Annotated in this window: 24 protein-coding genes; 8 read left to right on the plus strand and 16 right to left on the minus strand. The window is 75.2% G+C overall.

The features are described 5' to 3' along the window. Nucleotides 1–6: 6 nt before the first annotated feature. Together ACI797_RS02945 and ACI797_RS02950 are read right to left on the minus strand one after the other, a co-directional pair. Nucleotides 7–456: an organic hydroperoxide resistance protein gene (locus ACI797_RS02945; RefSeq protein ID WP_456857024.1), complete on the minus strand. Its 450-nt coding sequence runs from the start codon at nucleotides 454–456 to the stop codon at nucleotides 7–9. Nucleotides 457–484: 28 nt separating this feature from the next. Further along, complete coding sequence (locus tag ACI797_RS02950; RefSeq protein WP_456541710.1) at nucleotides 485–1,147, minus strand: UdgX family uracil-DNA binding protein; 663 nt, start codon at nucleotides 1,145–1,147, stop codon at nucleotides 485–487. 86 nt (nucleotides 1,148–1,233) lie between these two features. Between ACI797_RS02950 and ACI797_RS02955 the strand changes: the two genes are divergently transcribed. The 6 genes from ACI797_RS02955 (at nucleotide 1,234) to ACI797_RS02980 (ending at nucleotide 9,231) form a co-directional block, all read left to right on the plus strand. Beyond that, a complete protein-coding gene (locus ACI797_RS02955; protein WP_456857025.1) occupies nucleotides 1,234–2,151 on the plus strand; it encodes an ABC transporter ATP-binding protein in 918 nt (305 codons plus the stop codon). Next, nucleotides 2,148–3,335, plus strand: coding sequence for an ABC transporter permease (locus tag ACI797_RS02960; protein WP_456857026.1), 1,188 nt, complete (start codon nucleotides 2,148–2,150; stop codon nucleotides 3,333–3,335). The genes ACI797_RS02955 and ACI797_RS02960 overlap by 4 nt, the downstream gene beginning before the upstream one ends. Nucleotides 3,336–3,373: 38 nt before the next feature. Next, nucleotides 3,374–4,351, plus strand: a complete 978-nt coding sequence (locus ACI797_RS02965) for an LLM class F420-dependent oxidoreductase (protein ID WP_456857027.1) — start codon at nucleotides 3,374–3,376, stop codon at nucleotides 4,349–4,351. 84 nt (nucleotides 4,352–4,435) lie between these two features. Next, the gene (locus ACI797_RS02970; protein ID WP_456857028.1) at nucleotides 4,436–5,305 is read left to right on the plus strand and encodes a tetratricopeptide repeat protein; all 870 of its coding nucleotides are present in this window, start codon (nucleotides 4,436–4,438) and stop codon (nucleotides 5,303–5,305) included. A 58-nt stretch (nucleotides 5,306–5,363) separates the two neighbouring features. Next, a complete protein-coding gene (ppc, locus tag ACI797_RS02975) occupies nucleotides 5,364–8,168 on the plus strand; it encodes a phosphoenolpyruvate carboxylase (protein ID WP_456857029.1) in 2,805 nt (934 codons plus the stop codon). Then, nucleotides 8,161–9,231, plus strand: coding sequence for an inositol monophosphatase family protein (locus tag ACI797_RS02980; RefSeq protein ID WP_456857030.1), 1,071 nt, complete (start codon nucleotides 8,161–8,163; stop codon nucleotides 9,229–9,231). The genes ppc and ACI797_RS02980 overlap by 8 nt, the downstream gene beginning before the upstream one ends. Before the next feature lie 43 nt (nucleotides 9,232–9,274). On the opposite strand, the gene ACI797_RS02985 is transcribed toward ACI797_RS02980, so the two are convergent. Beyond that, nucleotides 9,275–10,678 (minus strand): NADP oxidoreductase, encoded by a 1,404-nt coding sequence (locus ACI797_RS02985; protein ID WP_456857031.1) that lies wholly within the window; start codon nucleotides 10,676–10,678, stop codon nucleotides 9,275–9,277. 68 nt (nucleotides 10,679–10,746) lie between these two features. Between ACI797_RS02985 and ACI797_RS02990 the strand changes: the two genes are divergently transcribed. Next, complete coding sequence (locus tag ACI797_RS02990) at nucleotides 10,747–11,055, plus strand: putative quinol monooxygenase (RefSeq protein ID WP_456857032.1); 309 nt, start codon at nucleotides 10,747–10,749, stop codon at nucleotides 11,053–11,055. On the opposite strand, the gene ACI797_RS02995 is transcribed toward ACI797_RS02990, so the two are convergent. From ACI797_RS02995 to ACI797_RS03045, 11 genes are all read right to left on the minus strand, one after another. Next, nucleotides 11,052–11,813 carry a hypothetical protein gene (locus ACI797_RS02995; RefSeq protein ID WP_456857033.1) on the minus strand — a complete coding sequence of 254 codons (762 nt, stop codon included), beginning with the start codon at nucleotides 11,811–11,813 and terminating at the stop codon, nucleotides 11,052–11,054. The genes ACI797_RS02990 and ACI797_RS02995 overlap by 4 nt on opposite strands. A 145-nt stretch (nucleotides 11,814–11,958) precedes the next feature. After that, nucleotides 11,959–12,768: an Fpg/Nei family DNA glycosylase gene (locus tag ACI797_RS03000; RefSeq protein ID WP_456857034.1), complete on the minus strand. Its 810-nt coding sequence runs from the start codon at nucleotides 12,766–12,768 to the stop codon at nucleotides 11,959–11,961. Continuing rightward, a complete protein-coding gene (locus ACI797_RS03005; RefSeq protein WP_456857035.1) occupies nucleotides 12,761–14,134 on the minus strand; it encodes a cryptochrome/photolyase family protein in 1,374 nt (457 codons plus the stop codon). The genes ACI797_RS03000 and ACI797_RS03005 overlap by 8 nt, the downstream gene beginning before the upstream one ends. A 37-nt stretch (nucleotides 14,135–14,171) precedes the next feature. Further along, nucleotides 14,172–14,492, minus strand: coding sequence for a GNAT family N-acetyltransferase (locus ACI797_RS03010; RefSeq protein WP_456541698.1), 321 nt, complete (start codon nucleotides 14,490–14,492; stop codon nucleotides 14,172–14,174). A gap of 134 nt (nucleotides 14,493–14,626) precedes the next feature. Continuing rightward, nucleotides 14,627–15,421 (minus strand): alpha/beta hydrolase, encoded by a 795-nt coding sequence (locus ACI797_RS03015; RefSeq protein WP_456857036.1) that lies wholly within the window; start codon nucleotides 15,419–15,421, stop codon nucleotides 14,627–14,629. A gap of 126 nt (nucleotides 15,422–15,547) precedes the next feature. Next, nucleotides 15,548–17,257, minus strand: a complete 1,710-nt coding sequence (locus ACI797_RS03020) for an MSCRAMM family protein (RefSeq protein ID WP_456857037.1) — start codon at nucleotides 17,255–17,257, stop codon at nucleotides 15,548–15,550. 523 nt (nucleotides 17,258–17,780) lie between these two features. Then, nucleotides 17,781–18,197 carry a Fur family transcriptional regulator gene (locus ACI797_RS03025; protein ID WP_456857038.1) on the minus strand — a complete coding sequence of 139 codons (417 nt, stop codon included), beginning with the start codon at nucleotides 18,195–18,197 and terminating at the stop codon, nucleotides 17,781–17,783. Beyond that, the gene (locus tag ACI797_RS03030; RefSeq protein ID WP_456857039.1) at nucleotides 18,194–19,219 is read right to left on the minus strand and encodes a metal ABC transporter permease; all 1,026 of its coding nucleotides are present in this window, start codon (nucleotides 19,217–19,219) and stop codon (nucleotides 18,194–18,196) included. The genes ACI797_RS03025 and ACI797_RS03030 overlap by 4 nt, the downstream gene beginning before the upstream one ends. Nucleotide 19,220: 1 nt before the next feature. Then, the gene (locus tag ACI797_RS03035) at nucleotides 19,221–20,027 is read right to left on the minus strand and encodes a metal ABC transporter ATP-binding protein (protein ID WP_456857040.1); all 807 of its coding nucleotides are present in this window, start codon (nucleotides 20,025–20,027) and stop codon (nucleotides 19,221–19,223) included. Continuing rightward, complete coding sequence (locus ACI797_RS03040) at nucleotides 20,024–20,977, minus strand: metal ABC transporter substrate-binding protein (protein WP_456857041.1); 954 nt, start codon at nucleotides 20,975–20,977, stop codon at nucleotides 20,024–20,026. Before ACI797_RS03040 ends, ACI797_RS03035 begins: the two co-directional genes overlap by 4 nt. 46 nt (nucleotides 20,978–21,023) lie before the next feature. After that, nucleotides 21,024–21,872, minus strand: coding sequence for an SDR family oxidoreductase (locus ACI797_RS03045; protein ID WP_456857042.1), 849 nt, complete (start codon nucleotides 21,870–21,872; stop codon nucleotides 21,024–21,026). Nucleotides 21,873–21,998: 126 nt separating this feature from the next. On the opposite strand from ACI797_RS03045, the gene ACI797_RS03050 reads away from it, so the two are divergent. Continuing rightward, nucleotides 21,999–22,364 carry a winged helix-turn-helix transcriptional regulator gene (locus ACI797_RS03050; protein ID WP_456857043.1) on the plus strand — a complete coding sequence of 122 codons (366 nt, stop codon included), beginning with the start codon at nucleotides 21,999–22,001 and terminating at the stop codon, nucleotides 22,362–22,364. Between the two features lie 21 nt (nucleotides 22,365–22,385). On the opposite strand, the gene ACI797_RS03055 is transcribed toward ACI797_RS03050, so the two are convergent. Further along, nucleotides 22,386–23,075, minus strand: a complete 690-nt coding sequence (locus ACI797_RS03055) for a PIG-L deacetylase family protein (protein WP_456857044.1) — start codon at nucleotides 23,073–23,075, stop codon at nucleotides 22,386–22,388. Then, nucleotides 23,068–24,003: a hypothetical protein gene (locus tag ACI797_RS03060; RefSeq protein ID WP_456857045.1), complete on the minus strand. Its 936-nt coding sequence runs from the start codon at nucleotides 24,001–24,003 to the stop codon at nucleotides 23,068–23,070. Before ACI797_RS03060 ends, ACI797_RS03055 begins: the two co-directional genes overlap by 8 nt. Between the last annotated feature and the right edge of the window lie 3 nt (nucleotides 24,004–24,006).

Genomic DNA, 24,006 nt, shown 5'->3' on the forward strand with positions numbered 1-24,006 from the left:
CGGTGCTCAGCCGGCGTCGGTGGGGGCGGTCTGCGCGACCAGCAGCTCGACCTCCACGTTGCCGTCGGTGGCCTTGGAGTAGGGGCAGATCTGGTGGGTCAGCTCCATGACCTCGTAGGCCCGCTCGGCGTCGATGCCCGGCGCGTGCAGCTCCAGCTCGACGGCCAGGCCGAACTCCATCGGCGGCGTCTTGAGGAAGTGCACCCGCGCGGTGACGCGCGAACCCTCCAGGGCCGCGGGGGAGAGACCCACCTCCCGGACGGCGAAGCGCATCGCGCTGTGGAAGCAGGCCGCGTACCCGGCGGCGAAGAGCTGCTCGGGATTGGTGCCGGGGCCGTCGTCACCGCCCATCGCGGCCGGCCGCGACAGCTTGAGGTCGAGCCGGTCGTCGGAGCTCACCACCGCCCCGTGCCGGGCGCCGTACGCGGTCGCTTCTGCGGTGTAGAGCCGCTGCATGGCGGGCGGGTACCCGCTCAGCACCCGGTCAAGCGAGCGCCCCGGCCACGACCCTGAGGTCGGCGACCAGCGCGTCGTAGGCGGCGCCGCGCGACTCGTCCGGCGTCCGCAGCACGGCCGACGGGTGGGTGGTCGCCAGCATCCAGGTCTGGTGCGGGGCGTCCTCCTCGTCCTCCTCCGCGGCCACCCCGGGCGGGGTCCACGGCAGCAGCTGCCCGCGCTCCTTGGTGATCCGGAAGGAGGGCGAGATCAGCGCCTTGGCCGCGGTCGCGCCCAGGCAGACCACCACCTCGGGCTGGAGCACCTCGAACTCCGATTCCAGCCAGGGCCGGCAGGCCCGCAGGTGCTCCGGCCCCGGCGTCTGGTGGATGCGCCGCTTCGGCGTCGGGGTGAACCGGAAGTGCTTGACCGCGTTGGTGATGTAGACGTCGCGCCGCTCGATGCCCGCCTCGGCCAGCGCCTTGTCCAGCAGCCGCCCGGCCGGGCCGACGAACGGCTCGCCCTTGCGGTCCTCCTGGTCACCGGGCTGCTCGCCGACGAACACCACCCGCGCGGTCTCCGGTCCCTCGCCGAACACGGTCTGCGTCGCCGGCTCCCACAGCTCGCACGCGCGGCACCCGGCCGCGGCCGCGCGCAGACCCTCCAGCCCCACGCCCGACGGCGGCTGGGCGATCCCATTGCGCTCGCTCATGCCCTGATGACACCGCAGGACGACGCCTGGCGCGAGGGGGCGGACCGCTACGGTCTCGTTGGCCGTCCGCACATCAGGAGAGGTCGATGCTCGAGTTCGACGGGCTGTACAAGAGCTACGGCGCCAACGCCGTGCTCCAGGGTGTCGGCTTCGCCGTCCCCGAGGGGTCGATGTTCGGGTTCTGCGGCGCCAACGGCGCCGGCAAGACGACGACGATGCGGATCGCGATGGGCCTGGCCCGGGCCGACGCCGGCGAGGTGCGCTGGCGCGGCCGCCCGCTGGACGAGGCCGCGCGCCGCCGCATCGGCTACATGCCGGAGGAGCGCGGGCTCTACCCGAAGATGAGGGTCGGCGAGCAGGTCACCTACTTCGCCCGGCTGCACGGCCTGGGCGCCGCGGCGGCGGCGCGCGCCAGCGACGAGTGGATCGGCCGGCTGGGGCTCGGCGAGCGCAGCGGCGACCGCGTGGAGAAGCTGTCGCTGGGCAACCAGCAACGCGTCCAGCTCGCCGCCGCGCTGGTCAGCCGTCCGGAGGTCCTCATCCTCGACGAGCCCTTCTCCGGCCTGGACCCGGTCGGCGTCGACTCCCTCGCCGAGGCGCTGCTCGAGCAGGTCCGCGCCGGCGTGCCCGTGCTGTTCTCCAGCCACCAGCTCGACCTGGTCGAGCGGCTCTGCGACTCCGTCGGCATCCTGGCGCACGGCCGGATCGTCGCCGCCGGCACCGTCGAGGACCTGCGCCGCCGCGAGGCCGGCCGTCTGCTGCGCGTCGTCGTCCCCGACGCCGGCCCGGGCTGGGCCGAGGGCCTGCCGGGCGTGCGCGTGGTGTCCCAGCAGGCCGGCGACACCCTGCTCGAGCTCGCCGGCGGCGCCGACGACCAGGAGGTGCTGGCCGTCGCGCTGAAGACCGGCCGGGTCACCCACTTCGCCTGGCGCGAGCCGAGCCTGGTCGAGCTGTTCCGCGAGGCCGTCGCCGACCCGGCGCAGCCTCAGGAGGTGGCGGCGTGAGCGGACAGGAGCGGCTGAGCAGCGCCGCCCTCGTGCGGCTGGTCGCCGGCCGGGAGATCTCCACCCGCCTGCGCGACAAGGGCTTCCTGATCAGCACCGCCGTCCTGCTGCTCCTCGTCCTCGGTGTGATGGCGTTCCAGATCGTCGTCAACAGCGGCGGGTCGAGCACCACGATCGGCGTCGTCGGCAGCAGCGCGACCGTCGAGCCGGCCCTCGTGTCGCAGGGCGAGGCCTTCGGCACCGACGTCGAGGTGCGCACCCTCGCCGACGAGGACGCCGCCCGGCGCGCGGTCGACGCCGGCGACGTCGACGCCGCCGTGATCGATCCCGAGGGGGCGGACCCCCGCCTGCTCGTGCAGACCGGGGGCGGGGAGACGCAGGCCCTCGTGGAGAGCGCGGTGGCCGCGGTCTCAGTCGCCGACCAGCTCCAGCAGGCGGACGTGACCCTGGACCCGCCGCCGCGGGTCGACGTCGTCGCGCTGCAGGCCGACGGCGAGGACCGCACCCAGGCGACGGTCGTGGCGATCGTCGGCGTCGGGCTCCTCTACTTCCTGCTCATCATGTTCGGCCAGTTCGTCGCCCAGGGCGTCGTGGAGGAGAAGGCCTCCCGCGTGGTCGAGCTGCTGCTGGCCACGATGAAGCCCTGGCAGCTGCTCGCCGGCAAGATCCTCGGCCTCGGCCTGCTCGGCTTCGGGCAGATCGTCATCCTCGGGGTGGTCGGCGTCGTCGGGGCGCTCGCCTTCGACGTCGTCGACGTCCCGGGGCAAGTGCTCGGCACGGTGGTGTCGGTCGTGCTGTGGTTCGTCCTCGGGTACGCCTTCTACGCGTCGGTCTTCGCCGTGGCCGCGTCGCTGGTCAGCCGGCAGGAGGACCTCGGCAGCGTGCTGACGCCGACGACGATCCTGCTCGTCGCCGGCTTCATCATCGCCATCCAGGCCGCCGGCGACCCGGCGAGCACCCTGGCCACGGTCACCTCCTACGTGCCCGGCCTCTCGCCGCTGGTGATGCCGGTGCGCACCGCGGCGGGGGAGGCGGCCGCGTGGGAGATCGGCCTGGCCGTCGTCCTCATGCTGGTCGCGATCGCGCTCATCGTGCGGCTGGGCGGGCGGGTCTACTCCGGGGCGCTGCTGCGCACCGGCGGCCGGGTCAAGCTGCGGGAGGCGCTGGCGTCCGAGCGCGCGTGACCAGGTTGCGCGCCGCCGGTCGGGGGTAGGCGGGCGGCATGGCGATGCAGCTGGGCTACACGATGATGACCGAGCAGGCCGGACCGGCCGACCTCGTCGGCCACGTGGTCGGCGCCGAGGACGTCGGCTTCGACTTCGCGGTCAGCAGCGACCACTACTTCCCGTGGCTCGACGAGATGGGGCACTCGCCCAACGCCTGGGTGACCCTGGGCGCGGCGGCGCAGGCCACCAGCCGCATCCCGCTGATGACCTACGTGACCTGCCCGACGTTCCGCTACCACCCGGCGGTGGTGGCCCAGCAGGCGGCGACGCTGCAGATCCTCTCGGGCGGCCGGTTCACCCTCGGCCTGGGCGCCGGCGAGAACCTCAACGAGCACGTCGTGGGCGGCGGCTGGCCCGGCGCCGACGTCCGGCACGAGATGTTCGTCGAGGCCGTGCGGGTGATCCGCGAGCTCTTCGACGGCGGGTACGTCAACTTCCGCGGCGAGCACTTCGACGTCGAGTCGGCGAAGCTGTGGGACCGGCCGGAGAAGCGGGTGCCGATCGGCATCGCCATCTCCGGGCCGCAGTCGGCGCGGATCGCCGGCGAGCTCGGCGACGCGGTGATCGCCGTCGAGCCCGAGGGCGAGCTGGTCGAGATGTTCGAGGGCGCCGGCGGTGCCGGGAAGCCGAAGGTCGGCCAGATGCCGGTCTGCTACGACACCGACCGCGACGCCGCGGTGAAGCGGGCGCACTCGCTGTTCCGCTGGTTCGGCCTCGGCTGGAAGGTCAACGCCGAGCTGCCCGGGCCGACCGCGTTCGACTCCGCCAGCCAGTTCGTGCGCGAGGAGGACGTCGCGGGGAGCATCCCGTGCGGGGACGACGTCGACGCGGTGATCGAGGCGGCGAAGGCCTACGCCGACGCCGGTTTCACCCACCTGGCGCTCGTGCAGATCGGCGGCGACGAGCAGCAGCCGTACCTCGAGTGGACCCGCTCGACCCTCCTGCCGGCCTGGCGCGAGGCCTTCGGCGGCTGATCCCCCCAGAAATCAGCCGCCCATAGGGGTGAGACCGTCGCCCGAGCAGTCCCGCACGGCCCCGTGTGCCGTGATGATCAGCTCGTGCGAGAGGACCTGGACCGGCGCCTCCGGCGGCTCCGGGCCTCCGGGGACCCCGCCGAGCTGATCGACCTGGGCTGCGACCTGGCCGAGGCGGGCCGGCAGCGTGACGCGGAGGCGTGCTTCCGGCGCGCCGCCGAGCTCGGCGACTCCATCGCGTCGTTCAACCTGGGCAACGCCCTGGCGGCGCAGGGGCGCTGCGAGGAGGCGGTCGACGCCTACGAGACCGCGCTGGCCGCGGGCGAGCCCGACGCCTGGCGCAACCTCGGCCTGGTGCTCGAGGAGCTCGGCGACCTGGCCGGTGCCATGCGGGCCTACCGCGGGGCGGCCGCGGCCGGCGACCCCACCGGCTGGCTCGGGCTGGCCTTCCTCCTGCGCGAGCAGGGCGAGCGCGAGGAGGCGCTGGCCGCCGCGCGGGAGGGCGCCGCGCTCGGCGACCCGACCGCCGCCGCCGTCGCCGCGAGCTGGACCTGGGCCGCCTCCTTCGACCCCGCGCTGGAGCCCGACCTGCGGGCCGGCGCGCCGCACTACCCGTCGGCGCGCGCCGACCTCGGCCGGCTGCTGCGCGACACCGGCCGGGTCGACGAGGCCCGCCGCGTGCTGGAGCACGGGGCGAAGCTGGGCGAGACCGAGTCGTGGCTGCCGCTGGGCAACCTCTACTGCGACGAGCTGGGCGACGAGGAGGCGGCGGAGGAGGCCTACCGCGCCGGCATCCGCGCCGGCGACGTCTACTGCCACCACAACCTCGGCCTGCTGCTCGTCGAGCGCGGCGACGTCGACGGAGCGGTCGAGCAGTTCCGCCTCGGCGTGGCCGCCGGCGACGACCTGGCCCTGCGCGCGCTGGAGCAGTTCGAGGGCCCGCTGGCGCCGTAGGGGCCCCGCGGGGGCCTCCGACATGAGGCGTTCACATGCGCAGGGGATGATCCTGCGCATGTCGGAAGCCACCGTCGACGTCGCCGACCTGCGCCGCCACGCAGGGTCCGGACCCTCCGACGACCGCGCCGATGACGCCCCGCTCCGGGACGACATCCGGCTGCTCGGTCGCGTCCTCGGCGAGGTGATCGGCGAGCAGGCCGGCGCCGACGTGCTCGAGCTCGTGGAGTCCACCCGCGTCGAGGCCTTCCGGATCCGCCGCTCCGAGGTCGACCGCGAGGAGCTGGCCGCCCGGCTGGCCGGCCTGGACATCCGCAGCGCGAACCACGTCATCCGCGCCTTCAGCCACTTCTCGCTGCTGGCCAACCTGGCCGAGGACATCCACCACGAGCGGCGCCGGCGCCACCACCGGCGCGAGGGCTCGCCCCCTCAGCTGGGCAGCCTCGCTGCCAGCTTCGAGCTGCTCGACCGGGCCGACCTCGACGCCGACACCGTCGCCCGCGAGCTGGCCGGCGCCCTCGTCGTCCCCGTGGTGACCGCGCACCCGACCGAGGTGCGGCGCAAGACGATCTCGCAGGTGCAGCGGCAGGTCGCGGACCTGATCCGCGAGCGGGACCGGTCGGCGCTCGGCGACGTCGACGACGAGTGGTCGGCCAAGCTGTGGCGGGCCGTGCTCACCCTCTGGCAGACGGCGCTGCTGCGGCTGTCCCGGCTGCGGCTGTCCGACGAGATCGACGAGGCGCTGCGCTACTACGAGCTGTCGCTGTTCGACGTCATCCCCGCCATCAACGCCGAGCTCCGCACGGCGCTGAACGAGCGCTGGCCCGACGCCGGGCTGCTCGAGCGGCCGATGCTGCTGCCCGGTTCCTGGATCGGCGGCGACCGCGACGGCAACCCCTTCGTCACTGCCGAGGCGCTGCGGCGGGCCACCACCCGCCAGGCCGAGACGGCGCTGCGCCACTACCTCGACGAGCTCGACGAGCTGCGCATCGAGCTGTCGATGTCCGACCGCCTGGTCACCCCGACCCGGGAGCTGTACCGCCTGGCCGAGGCCTCCCGCGACGACTCCCCGTTCCGCGCCGACGAGCCGTACCGGCGGGCGCTCAACGGCGTGCACGCCCGCGTCGTCGCCACCACCCGGCGCGCCGTCGGGCACATCCACGGCCCCGAGCCGACGGTCGAGCTGCCGCCCTACGACAGCCCCGACGAGCTGCGCGCCGACCTCGACACCGTCGACGCCTCGCTGCGCAGCCACGGCGCCGGCGCGCTCGCCGACGACCGGCTCGCCCGCCTGCGCGAGGCGGTCGAGGTGTTCGGCTTCCACCTCTGCGGGCTGGACATGCGGCAGAACGCCGAGGTCCACGAGGAGATGGTGGCCGAGCTGCTGGCCTGGGCCGGGGTGACCGCCGACTACGCGGCCATGGGGGAGGAGGAGCGGGTCGCGCTGCTGGCCCAGGAACTGCGGCTGCGCCGTCCGCTCGTCCGCCCCGGCGCACAGCTGTCCGAGCGGGTCCGCGGCGAGCTCGACGTGCTGGAGGCCGCCGCAGGGCAGATCGCCCTGCTCGGCCCGCGGGTGATCCCGAACTACGTCATCAGCATGTGCGACTCGGTCAGCGACGTCCTCGAGGTCGCCGTCCTGCTCAAGGAGGTCGGCCTGCTCGACCCGGACGGCGAGGACGGCCCGACCTGCCCGGTCGGCATCTCGCCGCTGTTCGAGACCATCGAGGACCTGCAGAACGCCGGCCGCACCCTCTCCGCCGTCCTCGAGCAGCCGCTCTACCGGGCGCTGGTCGCCGGCCGCGGCGACGTCCAGGAGGTGATGCTCGGCTACTCCGACAGCAACAAGGACGGTGGCTACCTCGCCGCCAACTGGGCGCTGTACCGGGCCGAGCTGACCCTGGTCGAGGTCGCCCGGCGGGAGGGGATCCGGCTGCGGCTGTTCCACGGCCGGGGCGGCACCGTCGGCCGCGGCGGCGGGCCCAGCTACGACGCGATCCGGGCGCAGCCGCCGGGGTCGGTCGCCGGCCAGCTGCGGATCACCGAGCAGGGCGAGGTCATCGCCGCCAAGTACGGCGAGCGCGACCGGGCCCGCCGCAACCTCGAGGCGCTGGTCGCGGCCACCCTGGAGTCGACCCTGCTCGACATCGAGGGGCTGGGGGACGACGCCGAGCAGGCCTACGAGCTGCTCGACGACCTCGCCGCCCGCGCGGAGCGCGCCTACCGGGCGCTGGTGCACGAGACGCCCGGCTTCGTGGAGTGGTTCCGGGCGGCGACGCCGATCGGCGAGCTGGCCGAGCTCAACATCGGCAGCCGCCCGCCCTCGCGCAAGGCCGGCGACAAGATCACCGACCTGCGGGCCATCCCGTGGGTGTTCAGCTGGTCGCAGGCGCGGATCATGCTGCCCGGCTGGTACGGCACCGGCACCGCGCTGGAGGGGTTCGTCGACGGGGACGAGGACCGCCTGGCCCGCCTGCGGGAGCTCCACCAGCGGTGGCCGTTCTTCCGCACCATCATGTCCAACATGGGCATGGTGCTGGCCAAGACCGACCTGGGCCTGGCCGCCCGGTACGCCGAGCTGGTGCCCGACCGGCGGCTGCGGCACCAGGTGTTCGACGAGATCACCGCCGAGCACGAGCGCACCAGCCGCATGCTGCTCGCGGTCACCGGCGACGACGGTCTGCTGGCCGACAACCCGTCGCTGGCCCGCTCCATCCGCAACCGCTTCCCGTACCTCGAGCCCCTGCACCACCTGCAGGTCGAGATGCTGCGGCGGCGCCGGGGCGGGGACGACGACGAGCTGACCCGCCGCAACATCCAGCTGACCATCAACGGCATCGCGACGGCGCTGCGCAACAGTGGCTGAGCACCGGGCGGCCGCGGGGGGCCCGGACCTGGCACGTGCCGCGGCCTCGCTGGCCCTCGCCCCGGCCGCGCTGGCGCCGGCGGTCAGCGACCCGGCCTACCGCGTGCTGGTCGGCGACGACGGCTCGGCGGCGCTGCTGCGGCGGCAGTGGACGCCGGCGGGCGTCGCCGAGGCCGTGGTGCTGGCCGCCGCCGGCATCGGGCCCGACACCCCGGCCGTGCTGGCGACGGCGGCGACGTGGGGCTGCGACCGCGTCCGCGACCGCCCGGGCGGGCGGGGCGTCGTCCCCGTGGTGGTGGCCGGCCCGCAGGTGCCGGTGGGCCACCGGTTCGTGCACCTCGCGGCGCTGGCGGCGACCCGGGTCGAGACGGCGGTGTCGCTGGCCCGCGGCACCGGCCAGGACCGCGTCAAGGCCGACGGCAGCCCCTCGATCGCCGCCGACGAGGCCGCGCACCAGGCCGCCGCGCGGGTGCTGGAGGCCCTCGGCGTGCCGGTGCTCAGCGAGGAGCGCACCGACCAGCGGGTCGACGAGGACGCGCCGTGGGTGGTCCTCGACCCGCTCGACGGCACCGGCAACTTCCTCTCCGGCCTGCCGCCCTGGGCATTCTCCGCCGGGCTGGTGCAGGGCGGGCGGGCCATCGCCGGCGTCGTCGTCGACCTCTCGTCGGGCCGCCGCTGGTGGACCGACGGCCACGGCGCCTGGCGCGACGGCCTGCCGGTCCGCCCGCGGCCGGGCACCACCGTCGTCGTCCCGTCGGCGCCCAGCGGGGGCTCGGTGACCGTGCCGGGGCCGGCCCGCCGGGTGCGGGTCACCGGCTGCACCGCCGTCGAGCTGTGCCTGGTCGCCGACGGCTCGGCGGCCGCCTGGCACGACCTCGACCGCGGCGGCACGCACGTGCACGACGTCGCCGGTGCGCTGGCGCTGCTGGCCGCGGCGGGAGGCGTGGCGCTCACCCCCGACGGCGCGGAGCTGCGGCTGCGCCCCGACACCGAGCAGCAGTTCCGCTTCGTCGCCGCCGGCACCCCCGCCGACGCCGAGAAGCTGCTGGCGGAGTTCCGCTGAGCAGGGTCCCACGGCGCGGGGCGTGCGCCCCCTGGGACTCCGGTCAGGCTCGCGCCGTCGCCTCCCGCACCGCGGCCAGCAGGGACTCGCGCTCGTGCAGCGTCGTGCGGGCCCGGCCGCGGGTGGCGCCGAGGGCGACCTCGGCGGCGTCGATCGCCCGCCAGTCCTCCAGCAGCACCGGTTCCAGCCCGCGGGCCAGCAGGGTGTCCACCAGGTCGTCGACGGGGCCGCCGGGCCGCAGCGTGCCGTCGGCGGCGTCGGCCAGCAGGCTCGCGACCGTCTCCCGGGCGTCGTGCTTGTTGGTGCCGACCACGCCGGTCGGCCCGCGCTTGATCCAGCCGGCCACGTACTCGCCGGGCGAGCGGGCGCCGTCGCGCAGCACGCGGCCCTCCTCGTTGGGCACGGTGCCGGTGCGCTCGTCGACCGGCAGGCCGGGCAGCGGCAGCCCGCGGTAGCCGACCGAGCGGACGACGAGGTCGGCCGGCAGCACCTCGAGCTCCCCGGTGCCCACGGCCCGCCCGTCGCCGTCGACGGCCGTCCGCTCGATCTCGATCGCCTCGACCCGGTCGGTGCCCAGCAGCCGGGCCGGGCGGCTGAAGAACTGCAGCCGCAGCGGGTTGCGGGCGGGGTCCGGCGAGTGGTGGGCCCACTCGCGCAGCACCGCCAGGTTGCGGCTGATCACCCGGTCGGCCCGGGCGCGCTCCTCGGCGTCGGGGTCGAGCTCGAGGTCGGCGGGGTCGACGAGCACCTGCGCGCCGGCCAGCCCGTCGAGCTCGCGCAGCTCCTGGGTGGTGAAGCTCGCCTGCGCCGGGCCGCGCCGGCCGAGGATCGTCACCTCCTGCACCGGCGCGGCGGCGAGCGCGTCGAGCACGTGCTGCGGCATCTCGGTCGGGTCGAGCTCCGCCGGGGTGCGGGAGAGCACCCGGGCGACGTCGAGCGCCACGTTGCCGACGCCGATGACGACGGCGGAGCGGGCGCCGCGCAGCGCCGACTCGACCAGTTCGCGGTCGGCGTCGGGGTGGCCGCAGTACCAGGCGACCAGGTCGGTGGCGGCGAGGCTGCCGGGCAGCTGCTCGCCGTCGATGCCGAGCTGCCGGTCGCGCGAGGCGCCGTAGGTGTAGATCACCGCGTCGACGTGCCGGCGCAGGTCGGCCAGCGGGATGTCGGTGCCCACGTCGACGTTGCCCACGAAGCGCACCAGCGGGTGGTCGAGGAAGCGGTGCAGGGTGTCGCGGATGGCCCGCATCTTCGGGTGGTCGGGGGCGATGCCGTGCCGGACCAGGCCGAACGGCGTCGGCAGCCGGTCTACCAGGTCGACCGCCACCGGGACGTCGGACTGCCGGGTCAGCGCGTCGGCCGCGTAGATGCCGGCCGGGCCGGCGCCGACGACCGCCACGCGCAGGGGCCGGTCGGGAGTGGGTGATGCCTCGACACCGTCGTCGGTCACCTTGGCATCCTGACCCCACGGGCGGGTGCGCACCAGGCCACCCGCCGTCCCACCCGCGGAGGTCGCCCGTGTCCGTCGTCGTCGTCGCCACCATCACGCCGAGCCCGGGCGAGGAGGACGCCGTCCGCGACGCGCTGCTGCACGCCGTCCCGCAGGTGCACGACGAACCCGGCTGCGAGCTCTACGCCCTGCACGAGGGGAAGGGCGAGTTCCTCGTGGTCGAGCGCTGGGCGTCACCGGAGGCGCTGCGGGTGCACGGCTCCGCGGCGGCGCTCACCGAGCTCGGGGCGGCGCTCGCCGGGCGGCTGACCGGGGGGCCGCAGGTGCGGACGTTCACCGCCGTGCCGGCCGGCGACCCGGGGAAGGGCGCCATCTAGACGCAGGAGACGTCGTGGTCCAGGCCGTCGTCGACGTACTGGGCCATGACGACCTCGCCGCCGGCGGCGAGCGGGGCCTGGGCGCAGTTCTCCTCGGCGCCGGCCCGCGAGACCGCGCCGGGCAGCCAGCTGTCCAGCCGGTACAGGGTGCTGTCCCAGGCGACCGCGCCGGCGATGTCGCGCCACTGCTGCGGGACGGCGTAGAGGCCGACCGTGCCGCCGCGCGTCCGCAGGTACGCGGCCATGCCCTCGAGCGCCGCGCGGTTGCGGGCCTGCGCCCCGGGGGAGCCGGACTGCCAGGTGTTCGCGTCCTCGACGTCGAGCCACCAGGTGTAGGCCGCGGGGTCGTCCGCCAGCCCCGCGTCCTGCGCGGCCGGGGCGAAGAACTCGGTGACGGTCGTGCGGGCGCGCTCCCAGCCGTACTGCCACGAGCAGGCCGTGGAGTTGCGGCCGTCGCACTCGCCGTACGGCGTGTCGCCGGAGGCCGGCCAGGTGCTCACCAGCTCGCGGACCTCGCCCGGGTTCGCCGTGTTGACGTAGAGCTGCACCGGGGGCTGGGCCTCGAGGCGGCCGGTCGAGCGCGCGGCCCACTCCAGCTGCGACTCCAGGCACGGGTTGGGCAGCGTGGCCAGCCCGCCGTTGACGCCGACGACGCCGAAGGCCTGGCCGCGGGGCAGCTGCTCCCCGCACTGGGGGTGGGAGACGTCGACGCCGAGGTCGGCCGGGACGTCCGCGGGCGCGGCGGAAGCGCTCGTCACGGGGAGGACGGCCATCGCGGCCGCGGCTGCCCCCGTGACGAGCAGTGCTCGCACCGCACGTCTCATCGGGCGGAAAGGTACACGGCACGCACGCCTCATCGACGGCTCCGGGCACCTCCGGGGACCCGTCCGGGTGACGCTGCTGTCACGCTGCCTGGCACACCGGGCACCAGTAGAGGTTGCGCCCCACCATGACCTCCGTGCGCACCGCGGTGCCGCAGATCCGGCACGGCAACCCGGTGCGTCGGTACACATAGTGCGCGTCCTCGGGCGCGGCCGCACCCCTCCGGCGCGCGCGGTCGGCCCGCTCCGTGGTCACGATCCGGCCGATCCGGACGCCGTCGCGCATGAGCCGCACCAGGTCGGCCCACATGCGCGCCCAGAGCTCCTCGTCGACCGCGCGGCCCGGGCGGAACGGGGAGACCCGGTGCCGGAACAGCAGCTCGGCGCGGTAGACGTTGCCCACGCCGGCGAGCACGGACTGGTCCATGAGGAGGGCGCCGACCGCGGTCCGGCTGGCCGCGAGCCGCCGGAAGGCGAGCCCCCCGTCGGCCCCGCGGCGCAGCGGGTCGGGGCCGAGCCGGTCGAGGATCGCCCGCACCTCGGGGCGGGTGAGCACCTCGCAGGCCGTGGCGCCGCGCAGGTCGGTCCACACGCCGCAACCGTCGGGGCCGTCGCCCACCCAGCGCATGCGCAGCGCGCCGCGCGCCGCCGGCGGGGTGCCGGTGCCGGTGGTGAAGCTGCCGTACAGCCCGAGGTGGACGTGCAGCACGTCGCCGCCGAAGTGGCCGAACAGGTGCTTGCCGTGGGCGGTGGCGCGGTCGAGCACCCGCCCGTCGAGCAGCGCGGCGCCGGCGGCGAACCGGCCCTGCGGGCTGGTGACGCGCACGGGGCGGCCGGCGAACAGCGTCGTCTGCTGGCGGGCGAGCCGGTGCAGGGTGTGGCCCTCAGGCACCGGCGCGCACCTGCTCGTAGCGGGCGAGGGCGACCTCGCGCTCGGCGGCGTGGTCGACGATCGGCTCGGGGTAGCCGGGCGGGACGCCGTCGGGGGACCGCCACGGCTCGTGGACCCACCGGGTCGGGACGTCGCGCAGCTCGGGCACCCACCGGCGCACGTACCCGCCGTCGGGGTCGAACTGCTGGCCCTGCCGCACCGGGTTGAACACCCGGTGGTAGGGCGAGGCGTCGGTCCCGGTGCCGGCCACCCACTGCCAGCCGTGGTTGTTGCTGGCGAGGTCCCCGTCGACCAGGTGCCGCAGGAAGTGGCGGGCGCCGCGCCACCAGTCGACGTGCAGGTCCTTGGTGAGGAACGAGGCGACCACCATCCGCACCCGGTTGTGCACCCAGGCCTCGCCGAGCAGCTGGCGCATCCCGGCGTCGACGATCGGGTAGCCGGTGCGGCCCTCGGCCCAGGCGGCGAAGCGGGCGTCGGCGTCGGGTCCGGTGTCGTAGGTCAGCCGGCCCATCCGCTCGTCGAACGCCCGGTGCGCGGTCTCGGGGCGGTGCCAGAGGACGTCGGCGTAGAACTCGCGCCAGGCCAGCTCGTCGGTGAACCGGCGGACGTGCTCGCGCGGGACGTCGCCGGCGGCGGCCAGGTCGGCCAGGAGCGTGCGCGGGTGCACCGTGCCGTACTTCAGGTGCACCGAGAGCCGGCTGGTGCCGTCGGTGGCCGGCAGGTTGCGGGCGTCGCCGTAGCCGGCCAGCCGCTCGTCGCGGAACTGCCGCCACGCGGCGCGGGCGGCGGCCTCCCCGGCGGGCGGCAGCCGGACGCCGTCGACGTCCACCTCGGGCAGCCGGTCGGAGGGGACGCCGCGCTGCCAGGGGACGCCGCGCGGCCGCGGCGCCGGTGCGCGCCAGCCGTGCTCCCGCCAGGCGCGGGCGAAGGGGGCGAAGACCCGGTAGGGGCTGCCGTCGTCCTTGGTGATCCGGCCGGGCGTCACCGCGTACGGCGACCCGGTGCGGACCAGCGGGACGTCGCCGAGCGCCCGCTCGACCGCGGCGTCGCGCGCCCGGCCGTAGGGGCCCGCGTCGGCCGAGACGTGCACGGCCGCGGCGCCGGCCTCGCGCACGAGCGCGGGGAGCACCCGCGCCGGGTCGCCGGTGCGGACGACGAGCGCGCCGTCGAGCGACTCGTCGAGGGCGGCCAGGCAGTCGAAGAGGAACCGCCGGCGGGGCGGCCCGGCGGGCTCCCACAGCCGCGGGTCGAGCACGAAGACCGGGAGCACCGAGCCGTCGGGCCCGGCGTCGTCGCGCGCCGCGACCAGCGCCGGGTGGTCGGAGAGCCGCAGGTCACGGCGGAACCACAGCAGCGACGTCGGCACCTGCGCCAGATTAGGTGGTGCGCAACCGACGTGCAGGTCAGCGGGTGGCGGGCTCCAGGCCGAAGTGCGGCCGGTCGTCCTCGGCGACGAGGTCGACCGTCTCCGGGTGCTGCTGGATGTAGCGCCGGACGAAGGAGCAGTAGGGGAGCACGTGCAGCCCGCGCTCGCGCGCCGCCTCGAGCACGCCCGCCACGAGCGCGGTCCCGAGGCCGCGGCCGCCCATGGCGGGGTCGACCTCGGTGTGCGGCAGCGTCATCGTGCCGTTCTCGACGTGATAGCTGGCGAGACCGACCACACGGTCGCCCAGCCGGATCTCGAAGCGCCCCCGCTCGGGGACGTCGACCACGCTGGTCTCCATCGTTCGTTCGTCCTCCCGTCGCCCGGCGCCGTTGCCGGAGCGGTGTGCCGGAGCACGGTATCCCGTGCCCGGCCCGACGCCGGCCATCTCCAAGACCGACGCGTGAAGTGTCGCTGGTGTTCCCCGCGGGTGCGTCAGCCAACCGTCCGCGCCTGCCCCCGCAGGGGCAGCCAGGCGAGGACGTCCTGGACCATCGCGTCCCACACCCCCCACTCGTGCTCGCCCGGGCGCAGGTCGGCGGTGACGTCGAGGCCGCGGGCGCGCGCGGCGTCGAGGAAGCGCTCGTTGTGCGCCAGCAGCCGGTCCTCCGTGCCGCAGCCGACGTAGAGCTCCGGGGCACGTGCGGGGTCGACCCGCTCGAGCAGGTGGAACAGGTCGTCGTCGGTGCCCTCGGTCGTCCGGCCGCCGAAGACGGTGTGCCAGAGCCGGTCGCGGCCCGGCTCGTGGTCGAGGCCGGCGAGCGCGACGACGTCGACGGCGCCGGACAGCGTGGCCGCGGCGGCGAACCGGTCCGGTTGCCGCAGCGCCCACTTGACCGCGCCGTAGCCGCCCATCGACAGGCCGGCGACGAAGGTGTCCTCGCGGCGGTCGGACAGCCGGAAGAACGACCGGGCGATCTCCGGCAGCTCCTCGGAGAGGAACGTCCAGTAGCGGTTGCCGTGCGCCTCGTCGGTGTAGAAGCTGCGCGCCACCTGCGGCATGACGACCGCGAGCCCGAGCGGGGCGGCGTAGCGCTCGATCGAGGTGCGGCGCAGCCAGATGGTGTCGTCGTCCGACAGGCCGTGCAGCAGGTAGAGCGTCGGGGCGTCGCCGGCCCCCGCCGCGCCGGTCATGCCGATCTGGGACGACGTCGACTGGGGCAGCACCACCGTCATCGAGGTGCTCAGCTCCAGGACGTCGGAGAAGAAGTCGCAGCGGACCAGTGCCATGGGCCACCCCCGGGGACGTCGGTGCTCCCCCGACCCTGGCAGCTCCGGGCCGGCACGGCACGGGGGCCGCCCGGCGCGCCGGGCGGCCCCCGTGGTGGTGCGGTGGAGCTTCGTCCTCCCGTCACGTCACGGGTCGAGGACGATGGTGCAGACGACGGTCCGCGGCGAGGGGTCGACCGCGATGCCCGAGTGGGTCACCGACTGCTCCCAGCCGTCGGCGGTCGTGCCGTCCGGGTCCGTGCCGGTGTTCTCGCAGGTGATCGAGGTGGCGCTGGTCTCACCGGAGCCGCCGTCGCGGACGTTGACCTGGATGTCCGCGAGCGGGGCGTTGACGAACGTCACCACACCGGCTCCCGACGGCTGGTCGTCGGTGCAGTTCGTCCCGTTGGTGACCGTCACCGGCAGGTCGGACTCGGCAGCGGGCCCGTATCCGGGCGGCGGCGTCGTCTCATTCACGGTGTAGTCGCCGGGGGCCACACCCTCGACGCACACGATGCCGATGGCCGGGTCGAGGTCGCCGGCCCCGTTGTCGGTCACGCTCGAGCCGTCGAACGAGAACACGGCACCGGCCTGGGTGACCGGGCCACCCTTGGTGCTGTTCTTCAGGATCTTCAGCGCCCCCTGCTGGAGTGCGTTGTAGTAGGTGCAGTCGAGCACGTCGCTGTCCGAGTCGATGTCGAAGGTCACCGTGGCACCGTCGATCGTCGGGGCGACCCCGCTGCTCGCCGCGCAGTCCACGCTGTCGAACGCCCAGTTGTCGGGGACCACGTCCTCGGTGACGGTGTATCCGGCGCCGAAGAGGACGGTGTCCTGGTAGTCCTGCACACCGTCGTCCGTCAGCGTGAAGGTGTCCTCGCTCGCCGGGGCCGTCGGGAAGGTCTTCGTGTAGCCGAACTCGGTCGTGTTCGGATCTTCCTCAGGGATCGTCTCCTTGCGGATGATGACGTTCCCGCAGTTCTGCAGGTCGATGTCGACCGGGCTGATGAAGTCCTTCAGCTGCGAGGTGAACGAGTCCGAAGACCGGCTCTTCAGCATCGCGCTGCCGAAGGACACGCACTCGTCCGCCTGGAAGATCAGCCGCAGGTCGATCTGCGCCTCACCGAAGGTGCGCGGCTGCTTGTCCCCCAGCCCGTCGGCATCCGCGGCCGGGATGGCCGTGCTGTTGATGGTGCCGACGGCGCACGGGCCGCCGCCGCACGCTGTCCCGTTGTCGAGGTCCTGAGGCGGTCCCCACGCCGTACCGGTCCAGAAGCGGCCGGTGATGTTGGCGCGGGCCCCACCCTGGTCGATCGCGTACTCGATCAGGAGGTCACCGGCGGTGCGGACCTTGTTCGGCCCCTGGGCGCAGTTCTCCTCGGACTGGTTGAACTCGAAGTCCATCAGCGTCGTGCCGCTCGGGTCGCTCACCCGGCTCCACGCCAGGTTGAGGAAGCCCGGGTGGGGAGCGGTGCCCGGCTCCTCGTAGACGTGGAAGGTCAGCAGGTCGCTCTTGTTGTTGGGGATGCTGCCGGTCACCTCACCGGGACACGCGGTGTCCTCCTTCACCCCGCCCTGGTAGGAGTCGTCGTTCCGCCCGGTCGGGGCATCGGGGGCGCGCGATTCGGGGCCGTCCGGATGAGCCAGGGATCCCCAGTCCGTCGAAGGTGGGGCGTGGTCGAGCTTGAGGTTCGCGTTCTCGTCGATCTCGAAGTTGCTGCCGGTGAGGGTCGCCAGCCCGTGGGCGGCCAGCGCGCTGCTGCTCGTCCCCACGGTCGCCGCGAAGAGCACGAGGGCGACGAGGAGCGCACTGCGCGGTGTCCGGGCGAGAGGCCGGTGCGTGCGAGGACCGCTGTTCATGTCGCTTCTCCCGATCCTGGGAGGGGCCGGGCGGTGGGACCGCCCGGGAGGGGGGACCGCGGCTGGCTGTGACGCGGCGAGAGGCCGTCAGCGGCGGTCGTGCGGGACGGCCGGCGAGCAGCTCGCTCCCGGTCGACGCGACCTCGGGAGCCCGTCCCCCTAGGAACGGGGCTGGTCCGCGGGGCGGATCGACATATGATGCTGACGGGTTCCCGAGGTCCTGCTACGAGGCGATGGGGATCCTCCAGGCCACGTCTCGGTCCTTGCCCGACCGGGACGTGGCGCTGCGCCCGGCACGGCAGGGCGCAAGTGCCCGCGCGGTGGGGCGCGCTGGCCGGTGGGTGGTCGTGACTGCCTAGGTGCGGGACAGGACATCGCCGCCTCCCGTTGTCTTCTGTCCCCCGGGACGACGGCGACGCCCACGTCACCGTGCGCTCCTGTGGTACTCCCAGCAGACGCACAGGAGCCACGGCCCAAAGGCCCTGCGGACAACGCCGTCCGGAAAGGCGTCGCGGGCAGCCGCTCAGCGGGTGGCGAGGCAGCTCGCGCAGGTGCCGAAGACCTCGACCTGGTGCTGGACGTCGGCGAAGCCGTGCTCGGCGGCGATCCGGGCGGCCCACCGCTCGACCGGCGGGTCGGCGACCTCGACGGTCCGCCCGCAGGACCGGCACACGAGGTGGTGGTGGTGCGCGGGGGAGCAGCGCCGGTAGACGGCCTCGCCGTCGTCGCTGCGCAGGACGTCGACCAGGCCGTCGTCCACCAGGGCCTGCAGCGCGCGGTACACCGTCGCCAGCCCCACGCCGTCGCCGCGCTGCCGCAGCAGGGCGTGCAGGTCCTGGGCGCTGCGGAAGCCGTCGAGCTCCTCGAGCAGGGCCTGGACGGCGGTGCGCTGGCGGGTGGGGCGCCGGCGCGAGGCGCCGTCGACCCCGGCCGCGGTCACGGCGTCCCCGCCCGTCCGGCCGGCGGCGCGGCGGCGTGCGCGCCGTGCTCGTCGTAGTGCACGCCGGCGCCGGTCCGGTGCGGGGCGTGCAGGTGGCCGTCGTGGTCGTAGTCGACGTGGTCCTCGTGCAGCACCGGCCGGTGCCCGCAGCCCTCGCCGTGCTCGTGCGGGTGGGCCGCGTGCACGTCGGCGCGGCGGCGGTGGCGGCGGCGGGCGGTCGCGTCGCGCAGCGCGACCGCGGCGGTGACGACCAGGAACAGCGCGATGGCCAGCAGCACGATCGTGCCGCCCGACGGCGTCCCCGCGTAGTACGACGCCGTCGTCCCGGCGACGCTGACCACCAGGCCGATGCCGCACGCGAGGTACAGCGTGCGGCGGAAGCTGCGCCCGACCAGCTGCGCCACGGCGGCGGGCAGGATCATCAGCGCGCTGATCAGCAGCAGCCCGACCACCCGCATCGAGAGGACGACGGTGGCCGCCACCAGCGCGGCGAGCACGATGTTGAGCCCCAGCACCGGCAGCCCCACCGCGCGGGCGTACTCCTCGTCGTCGCTGACCGCGTACAGCCGCTGCCCGAGCAGCCACACCACGCCCAGGACGAGCACCGTGATGACGGCGAACACCGCGACGTCGGCGGCCGTCGTGGTGGTGATGGCGCCGAAGAGGTAGGCCTCGAGGTTGGTCGCCTGCCCCCGCGGGGCGAGGCTGAGCAGGACCACGCCGCCGGCGATGCCGCCGTAGAACAGGACGGCGAGCGCGACGTCGCCGCTGGTGCGGCCGCGGGCGCGGACCAGCTCGATGAGCACCGCTCCCAGCACGGCCGCGACCAGGGCCGTGCCCACCGGCGCGGTCGAGGTCAGCACGCCCAGGGCGACACCGGTGAGCGCGACGTGGCCCAGGCCGTCGCCCAGCAGCGACAGCCGGCGCTGGACGAGGAACACGCCGACCGCCGGCGCCACCAGGCCGACCATCAGCGAGGCGAGCAGCGCCCGCTGCATGAAGCCGTACTCGAGGACCTCCACGTCAGTGCTCCCCTCGGGCGTGCGGCGTCACGCGCGGCTGGTCGAGCCGGTACCCGGCGGCCGGCGCCTGCTCCGGCTCGTCGGCGTGGTGGTGCCCCGCCCCGGAGTACGGCTCGGCGCCGGCGAGCGGCCCGTCGAAGCAGATGCGGCCGTGGTCGACCACGACGGCACGGGTGAGCACCCCCGCGAGCGGGCCGGCCTCGTGGGTCACCACGACCAGCGTCGCCCCGGTGGCCGACACCCCGGCCAGGACGGCGGCCAGCGCCTCCTGGCTGGCGGCGTCCACGCCCGCGGTCGGCTCGTCCATGATCAGCAGCTCGGGTTCGGCGGCCAGCGCGCGGGCGACCAGCACCCGGCGCTGCTGTCCGCCGGACAGCGACGCCACCGGGTCGCCGAGCCGGTCGGCGAGCCCGACCGCCTCGACGGCCCGGGCCACGGCCTCGCGGTCGGCCGCGCCGAGGCGGCGGAACAGGCCGAGGCGGGCCAGCCGCCCGACGCCCACCACCTCGCGGACCGTCGCCGGCACCGCGCCGCTCACGGTGTGCCGCTGCGGGACGTAGCCGACGCGGCCGCGGTCGGCCAGCCGGCCGACGGGGGAGCCGAGCAGGACGACCTCGCCGCCCAGCACGGTCGACAGCCCGAGCAGGCCGCGGGCCAGCGTGGTCTTGCCAGACCCGTTCGAGCCGAGCACGGCCACCGCCTCGCCGTGCCCCACCTCCAGGTCGACGTTGCGGACGATCGGCACGTCGCCGTAGCCGATCGTCACGTCGCGCAGCCGGATGGCCGGCCCGCGGTCTGCCGCGCTCACGTGCAGGACTGGCCTTCCCGGAGCGTGGCGAGGTTGGCCTGCACGACCGCGACGTAGTCGTCGCCGGCCGACTCGTCGGTCAGCCCCTCGAGCGGGTCGAGGACGGCGGTCCGCGCGCCGGCCTCGTCGGCGACGGTCTCGGCCACGGCGGGGTCGACCAGCGTCTCGGTGTACACCGTCGTGACGCCCCGCTCGGCGACGAGCGCGGAGATCTCGGCGAGCTGGGCGGGATCGGGCTCCTGCGAGGGGCTGAGCCCGCTGATGCCGACCACGTCGAGACCGTAGCGGTCGGCGAGGTAGCCGAAGGCGTCGTGCCCGGTGACCAGGGTGGTCACCGCGCAGTTCGCCAGCCCCTGCGCCAGCTCGCCGTCCAGGGCCTCGAGCTCGGTGCGCAGCGCGGCGGCGTTCGCCTCGTACGTCGCGGCGCCGTCGGGGTCCAGCTCGGCCAGCCGGTCGGCCAGCGCGTCGCCGACGTCGGCCAGCCGCAGCGGGTCGAGCCAGAAGTGCGGGTCGACGGCGGGCTCGTCGTCGTGCGGGTCGGCGTCGCCGGCCTCCTCCTGGTGGCCGTCCTCCTCCTCGTGGGAGGGCTCGCCCGTGATCAGGTCGGCGTACCGCCCGGCGTCCCAGGCGGAGTCGCCGGCCTCGTTCTCGGCCGCCTCGTCCAGCGCCGGCTGGAACCCGTCGAGGTAGACGAGCAGGTCGGCGTCGGCGACCGCGCCGACGTCCTGCGGCGAGAGCTCGAGGTCGTGCGGCTCGGCGCCCGACGGGGTCAGCGACGACACGGAGACGCGGTCACCGCCGACCTGCTGGGTGGCCCACTCCAGGGGGTAGAAGCCGGCGACCACCGTCAGCCCGCCGTCGTCGCCCTGGCCGTCGCTGCCGCACCCCGCCACCGCCACGGCGACGGCCGCCGCCGCGACCACCCCGACGCTCCGCGACCACCTCGTCATGAGAATCATTCTCGCATAACGTCGGGGAGGCCGGACGACCCGGTCGTCAGAGGGCGGCGGCGAGCGCCTGGGCGAGCGAGGTGGGGTTCCGGCCGAGCAGGCCCGCCAGGTCGTCCCCCTCGACGAACAGCTCGCCCGCGGCCGCGCCGCGGTCGCCGTCGGCGATCCCCGCCGCGACCCCCTCGGGCAGGCCGGCGCCGACGAGGATCTCCCGGTACGTGTCCACCGGGACGTCGGTGTACGACACGTCCCGGCCGGTGGCCGCGGACACCGCCGCGGCCAGCTCGACCATCGTGAAACCCCTGCCGCCGAGCTCGTGCACGGCGTTCTCGTGCCCCTCCGTGGCGAGCACCGCGGCCGCGGCCCCGGCGTAGTCGGCGCGCGTGGCGGCGCTGATCCGACCGTCGCCCGCGGCGCCGACGACCCCGTGCTCGAGGTAGGCGGGCAGCTGGGGCGTGTAGTTCTCCAGGTACCAGCTGTTGCGGAGGAACACCCAGGGCACGCCCGAGTCCCGCAGCAGCTGCTCGGTCGCCCGGTGGTCCTGCGCCAGCAGCAGCGTGGACGTGTCGGCGTTCGCGATGCTCGTGTAGGCGATCAGCCGCACCCCCGCGTCCGCCGCCGCGGCGATCGCGCGGGCGTGCTGCGCCACGCGCACGCCGGGCTCGCTGCCCGAGACCAGCAGCAGCCGCTCCGCGCCGGCGAAGGTGGCGGCCAGCGAGGCCGGGTCGTCGAAGTCGGCGCGGCGGACGGCCACGCCGCGCTGCTCGAGGTCGGTGAGCCGCTCGACGCGGCGGCCGGTGGCGACGATCTCGGCGGCGGGGACCCCGCGGGCCAGCAGGGCCTCGACGACCAGGCGGCCCAGGTGGCCGGTGGCGCCGGTGACGACGATCGACATGCGCGGTTCTCCTCCCGGACCGCGTCCGTCGCGGCCCGGACACCCGAACCGGGAAGATGGGGGTCCGCTTCCCGTGGGAGAGCAGGCACTTCGAAGTGCGGTAGGTACCCGGAGGAGAGTGACCAGGTGAGCGTCGAGGTGGACCCGTACGCGGTGGACTGCCCGAGCCGGCAGGTGCTCGACCGGATCGGTGACCGGTGGACGGTGCTGATCCTGCTGGAGCTGTCCGGCGGCTCCCGGCGCTTCACCGAGCTGGCCCGCCGGATCGGGGGGATCAGCCAGAAGATGCTCACCCAGACGCTGCGCGGGCTGGAGCGCGACGGGCTGGTCACCCGCACGGTGCAGGCCAGCGTGCCGGTGCGCGTCGACTACGAGCTGACCGACCTGGGGCGGACGCTGTCCGGTCCCATCGCCGCGCTCGAGGACTGGACGCGCGCCCACTTCGCCGACGTCGTCGCGGCCCGGGAGGGCTACGACCGCCGGCAGGCCTGACCCGGCGTCAGCGCTGCGGCGTCAGGAGTGCGGCGTCAGCAGGGGCAGCCGGTGGGCCGCCGCGGCGGCGTCGACCGCCGGGCGCGGGGACGGCGCGAGGTCGAGCACCATCCGCGTCGGGGCGAAGGCCTCCGCGTAGCCGATGCGGGCGTGCGCGCCCCAGTGCCGGGCCGAGGCCACGACGGCGTCCGGCTCGACCATCGCGGACAGGTCGACCTGCGAGGCGTGGCAGCGCAGGGCGGCCAGCTTGCCCGACAGGTGCGCGGTGACGTCGACGAAGACGGTCGGCGTGAACGTGAGCGTCGACGGGCTCTGGTAGTGCAGGACCCGGGGCAGCCGCCGGGCCGCGGCCAGGGTGGCCGCGGCGACCGTGCGGTGGTCCTGGTGGCTGTCGTCGGGGGCGTGCACGTACACCAGCTCGGCGTCGACGTCGCGCAGCACCTGCTCCACGACGTGGACGGTGCCGCCGTCGTTGGGGACGGCGCAGTCGCGCAGCCCGCCCCAGCGCAGGTCGGCGCCGAGGGTGCGGGCGGCCGCGGTCTGCTCGGCGCGGCGGCCGACGACCTGCCCGGCGTCGCCGGGGCCGTTCTCGCCGCCGGTGACGACCAGCATGGTCACGCGGTCGCCGGCGGCGGCGTGGGCCAGCAGCGTGGCCCCGCAGCCGAGCTCGATGTCGTCGGGGTGGGCCCCGACGGCCAGCACGCTACGCATTCCCGTCCTCCTGCTCCGAGCTGGTCCGCCCGCCGGCGAGCCGCGTGCGGGCCCGCCGGACGAGCAGTGCGCCGACGACGGCGGCACCGGCCAGCGCGAGCGCCGGGGCGGTGTCGTTGCCCTCGGCGGGCATCTGGGTCTCGTCCGGGCACGCGGGCGCGCGGCCCGGTGCGACGTACACGGCGTTGCCGTCGAGCACCCACAGCGCGCCGACGAAGGTGATCCGCACGCTGACGACTCCGTGGTGGGTGCCGGGCGCGAACGAGGTCGGCTGCCGGTCGCGCGCCAGCAGCACCGTGTTGTCCGCGCCGAGCGGGATCGTGACCGTGTTCCGGTGGGTGCTCGCGTAGCCGAGCACCGCGGTGTACTCCCGGTCGTCCTCCTGCTCGATGCAGTCGACGATCGGGACCACCTCGCCGGTGTCCGGCGCCGGGGTGGGCGCCGGGGTGGGGGTCGGCGTGCTCGTGGTGCACCGCGGCGAGCTGCTCGCGTCGGCCGTCACGGTGTCGCCGTCCAGGGTCCAGCTGACGCTGCCGCTGGAGACGGTGACCGGGAAGACGCGGTGGAAGGTGCCCGACTTGAACTTGGTCGGCTGGTCGCCGTCGTACCGGCTCGGCGAGATGCGGTTGGCCGGGCCGGGCGAGACGTGCTCGGTCGCCGTCCCGGTGTTCTCGTGGCCGAACCACGCGGTGAACCCGCCGCGGCCGTCGGGGGTGACGCAGCTCAGCAGCGGGACGACGTCGCCGTGCCCGGGCGTGTAGCCCGGGGTGGCCGCGGCGGTGCCGGGGAGGACGAGGACGACGGCAGCGGTGAGGGCGCCGACGAGCGCCGCGGCGCGCGTGCGCCACCCCGCTCGCAGCGTCGCGCTGCGCGTGCCGTCCACCTGCGTCCCCGAGTCCCGGGCGGCGATCGCCCGACCCCGTCCCATCGG

This window comes from Geodermatophilus sp. SYSU D00691, from assembly GCF_054050275.1.

What these genes read in the sequence shown, in the direction of transcription:
- ppc (WP_456857029.1), top strand. Translation starts at nt 5,364, where the DNA reads ATGTCGGAAGCCACCGTCGACGTCGCCGACCTGCGCCGCCACGCAGGG.
- ACI797_RS03045 (WP_456857042.1), bottom strand. Translation starts at nt 21,872, where the DNA reads ATGTCGATCGTCGTCACCGGCGCCACCGGCCACCTGGGCCGCCTGGTC.
- ACI797_RS03020 (WP_456857037.1), bottom strand. Translation starts at nt 17,257, where the DNA reads ATGAACAGCGGTCCTCGCACGCACCGGCCTCTCGCCCGGACACCGCGC.
- ACI797_RS03040 (WP_456857041.1), bottom strand. Translation starts at nt 20,977, where the DNA reads ATGACGAGGTGGTCGCGGAGCGTCGGGGTGGTCGCGGCGGCGGCCGTC.
- ACI797_RS03015 (WP_456857036.1), bottom strand. Translation starts at nt 15,421, where the DNA reads ATGGCACTGGTCCGCTGCGACTTCTTCTCCGACGTCCTGGAGCTGAGC.
- ACI797_RS03060 (WP_456857045.1), bottom strand. Translation starts at nt 24,003, where the DNA reads ATGGGACGGGGTCGGGCGATCGCCGCCCGGGACTCGGGGACGCAGGTG.
- ACI797_RS02965 (WP_456857027.1), top strand. Translation starts at nt 3,374, where the DNA reads ATGGCGATGCAGCTGGGCTACACGATGATGACCGAGCAGGCCGGACCG.
- ACI797_RS02955 (WP_456857025.1), top strand. Translation starts at nt 1,234, where the DNA reads ATGCTCGAGTTCGACGGGCTGTACAAGAGCTACGGCGCCAACGCCGTG.
- ACI797_RS03055 (WP_456857044.1), bottom strand. Translation starts at nt 23,075, where the DNA reads ATGCGTAGCGTGCTGGCCGTCGGGGCCCACCCCGACGACATCGAGCTC.
- ACI797_RS03010 (WP_456541698.1), bottom strand. Translation starts at nt 14,492, where the DNA reads ATGGAGACCAGCGTGGTCGACGTCCCCGAGCGGGGGCGCTTCGAGATC.
- ACI797_RS02945 (WP_456857024.1), bottom strand. Translation starts at nt 456, where the DNA reads ATGCAGCGGCTCTACACCGCAGAAGCGACCGCGTACGGCGCCCGGCAC.
- ACI797_RS02950 (WP_456541710.1), bottom strand. Translation starts at nt 1,147, where the DNA reads ATGAGCGAGCGCAATGGGATCGCCCAGCCGCCGTCGGGCGTGGGGCTG.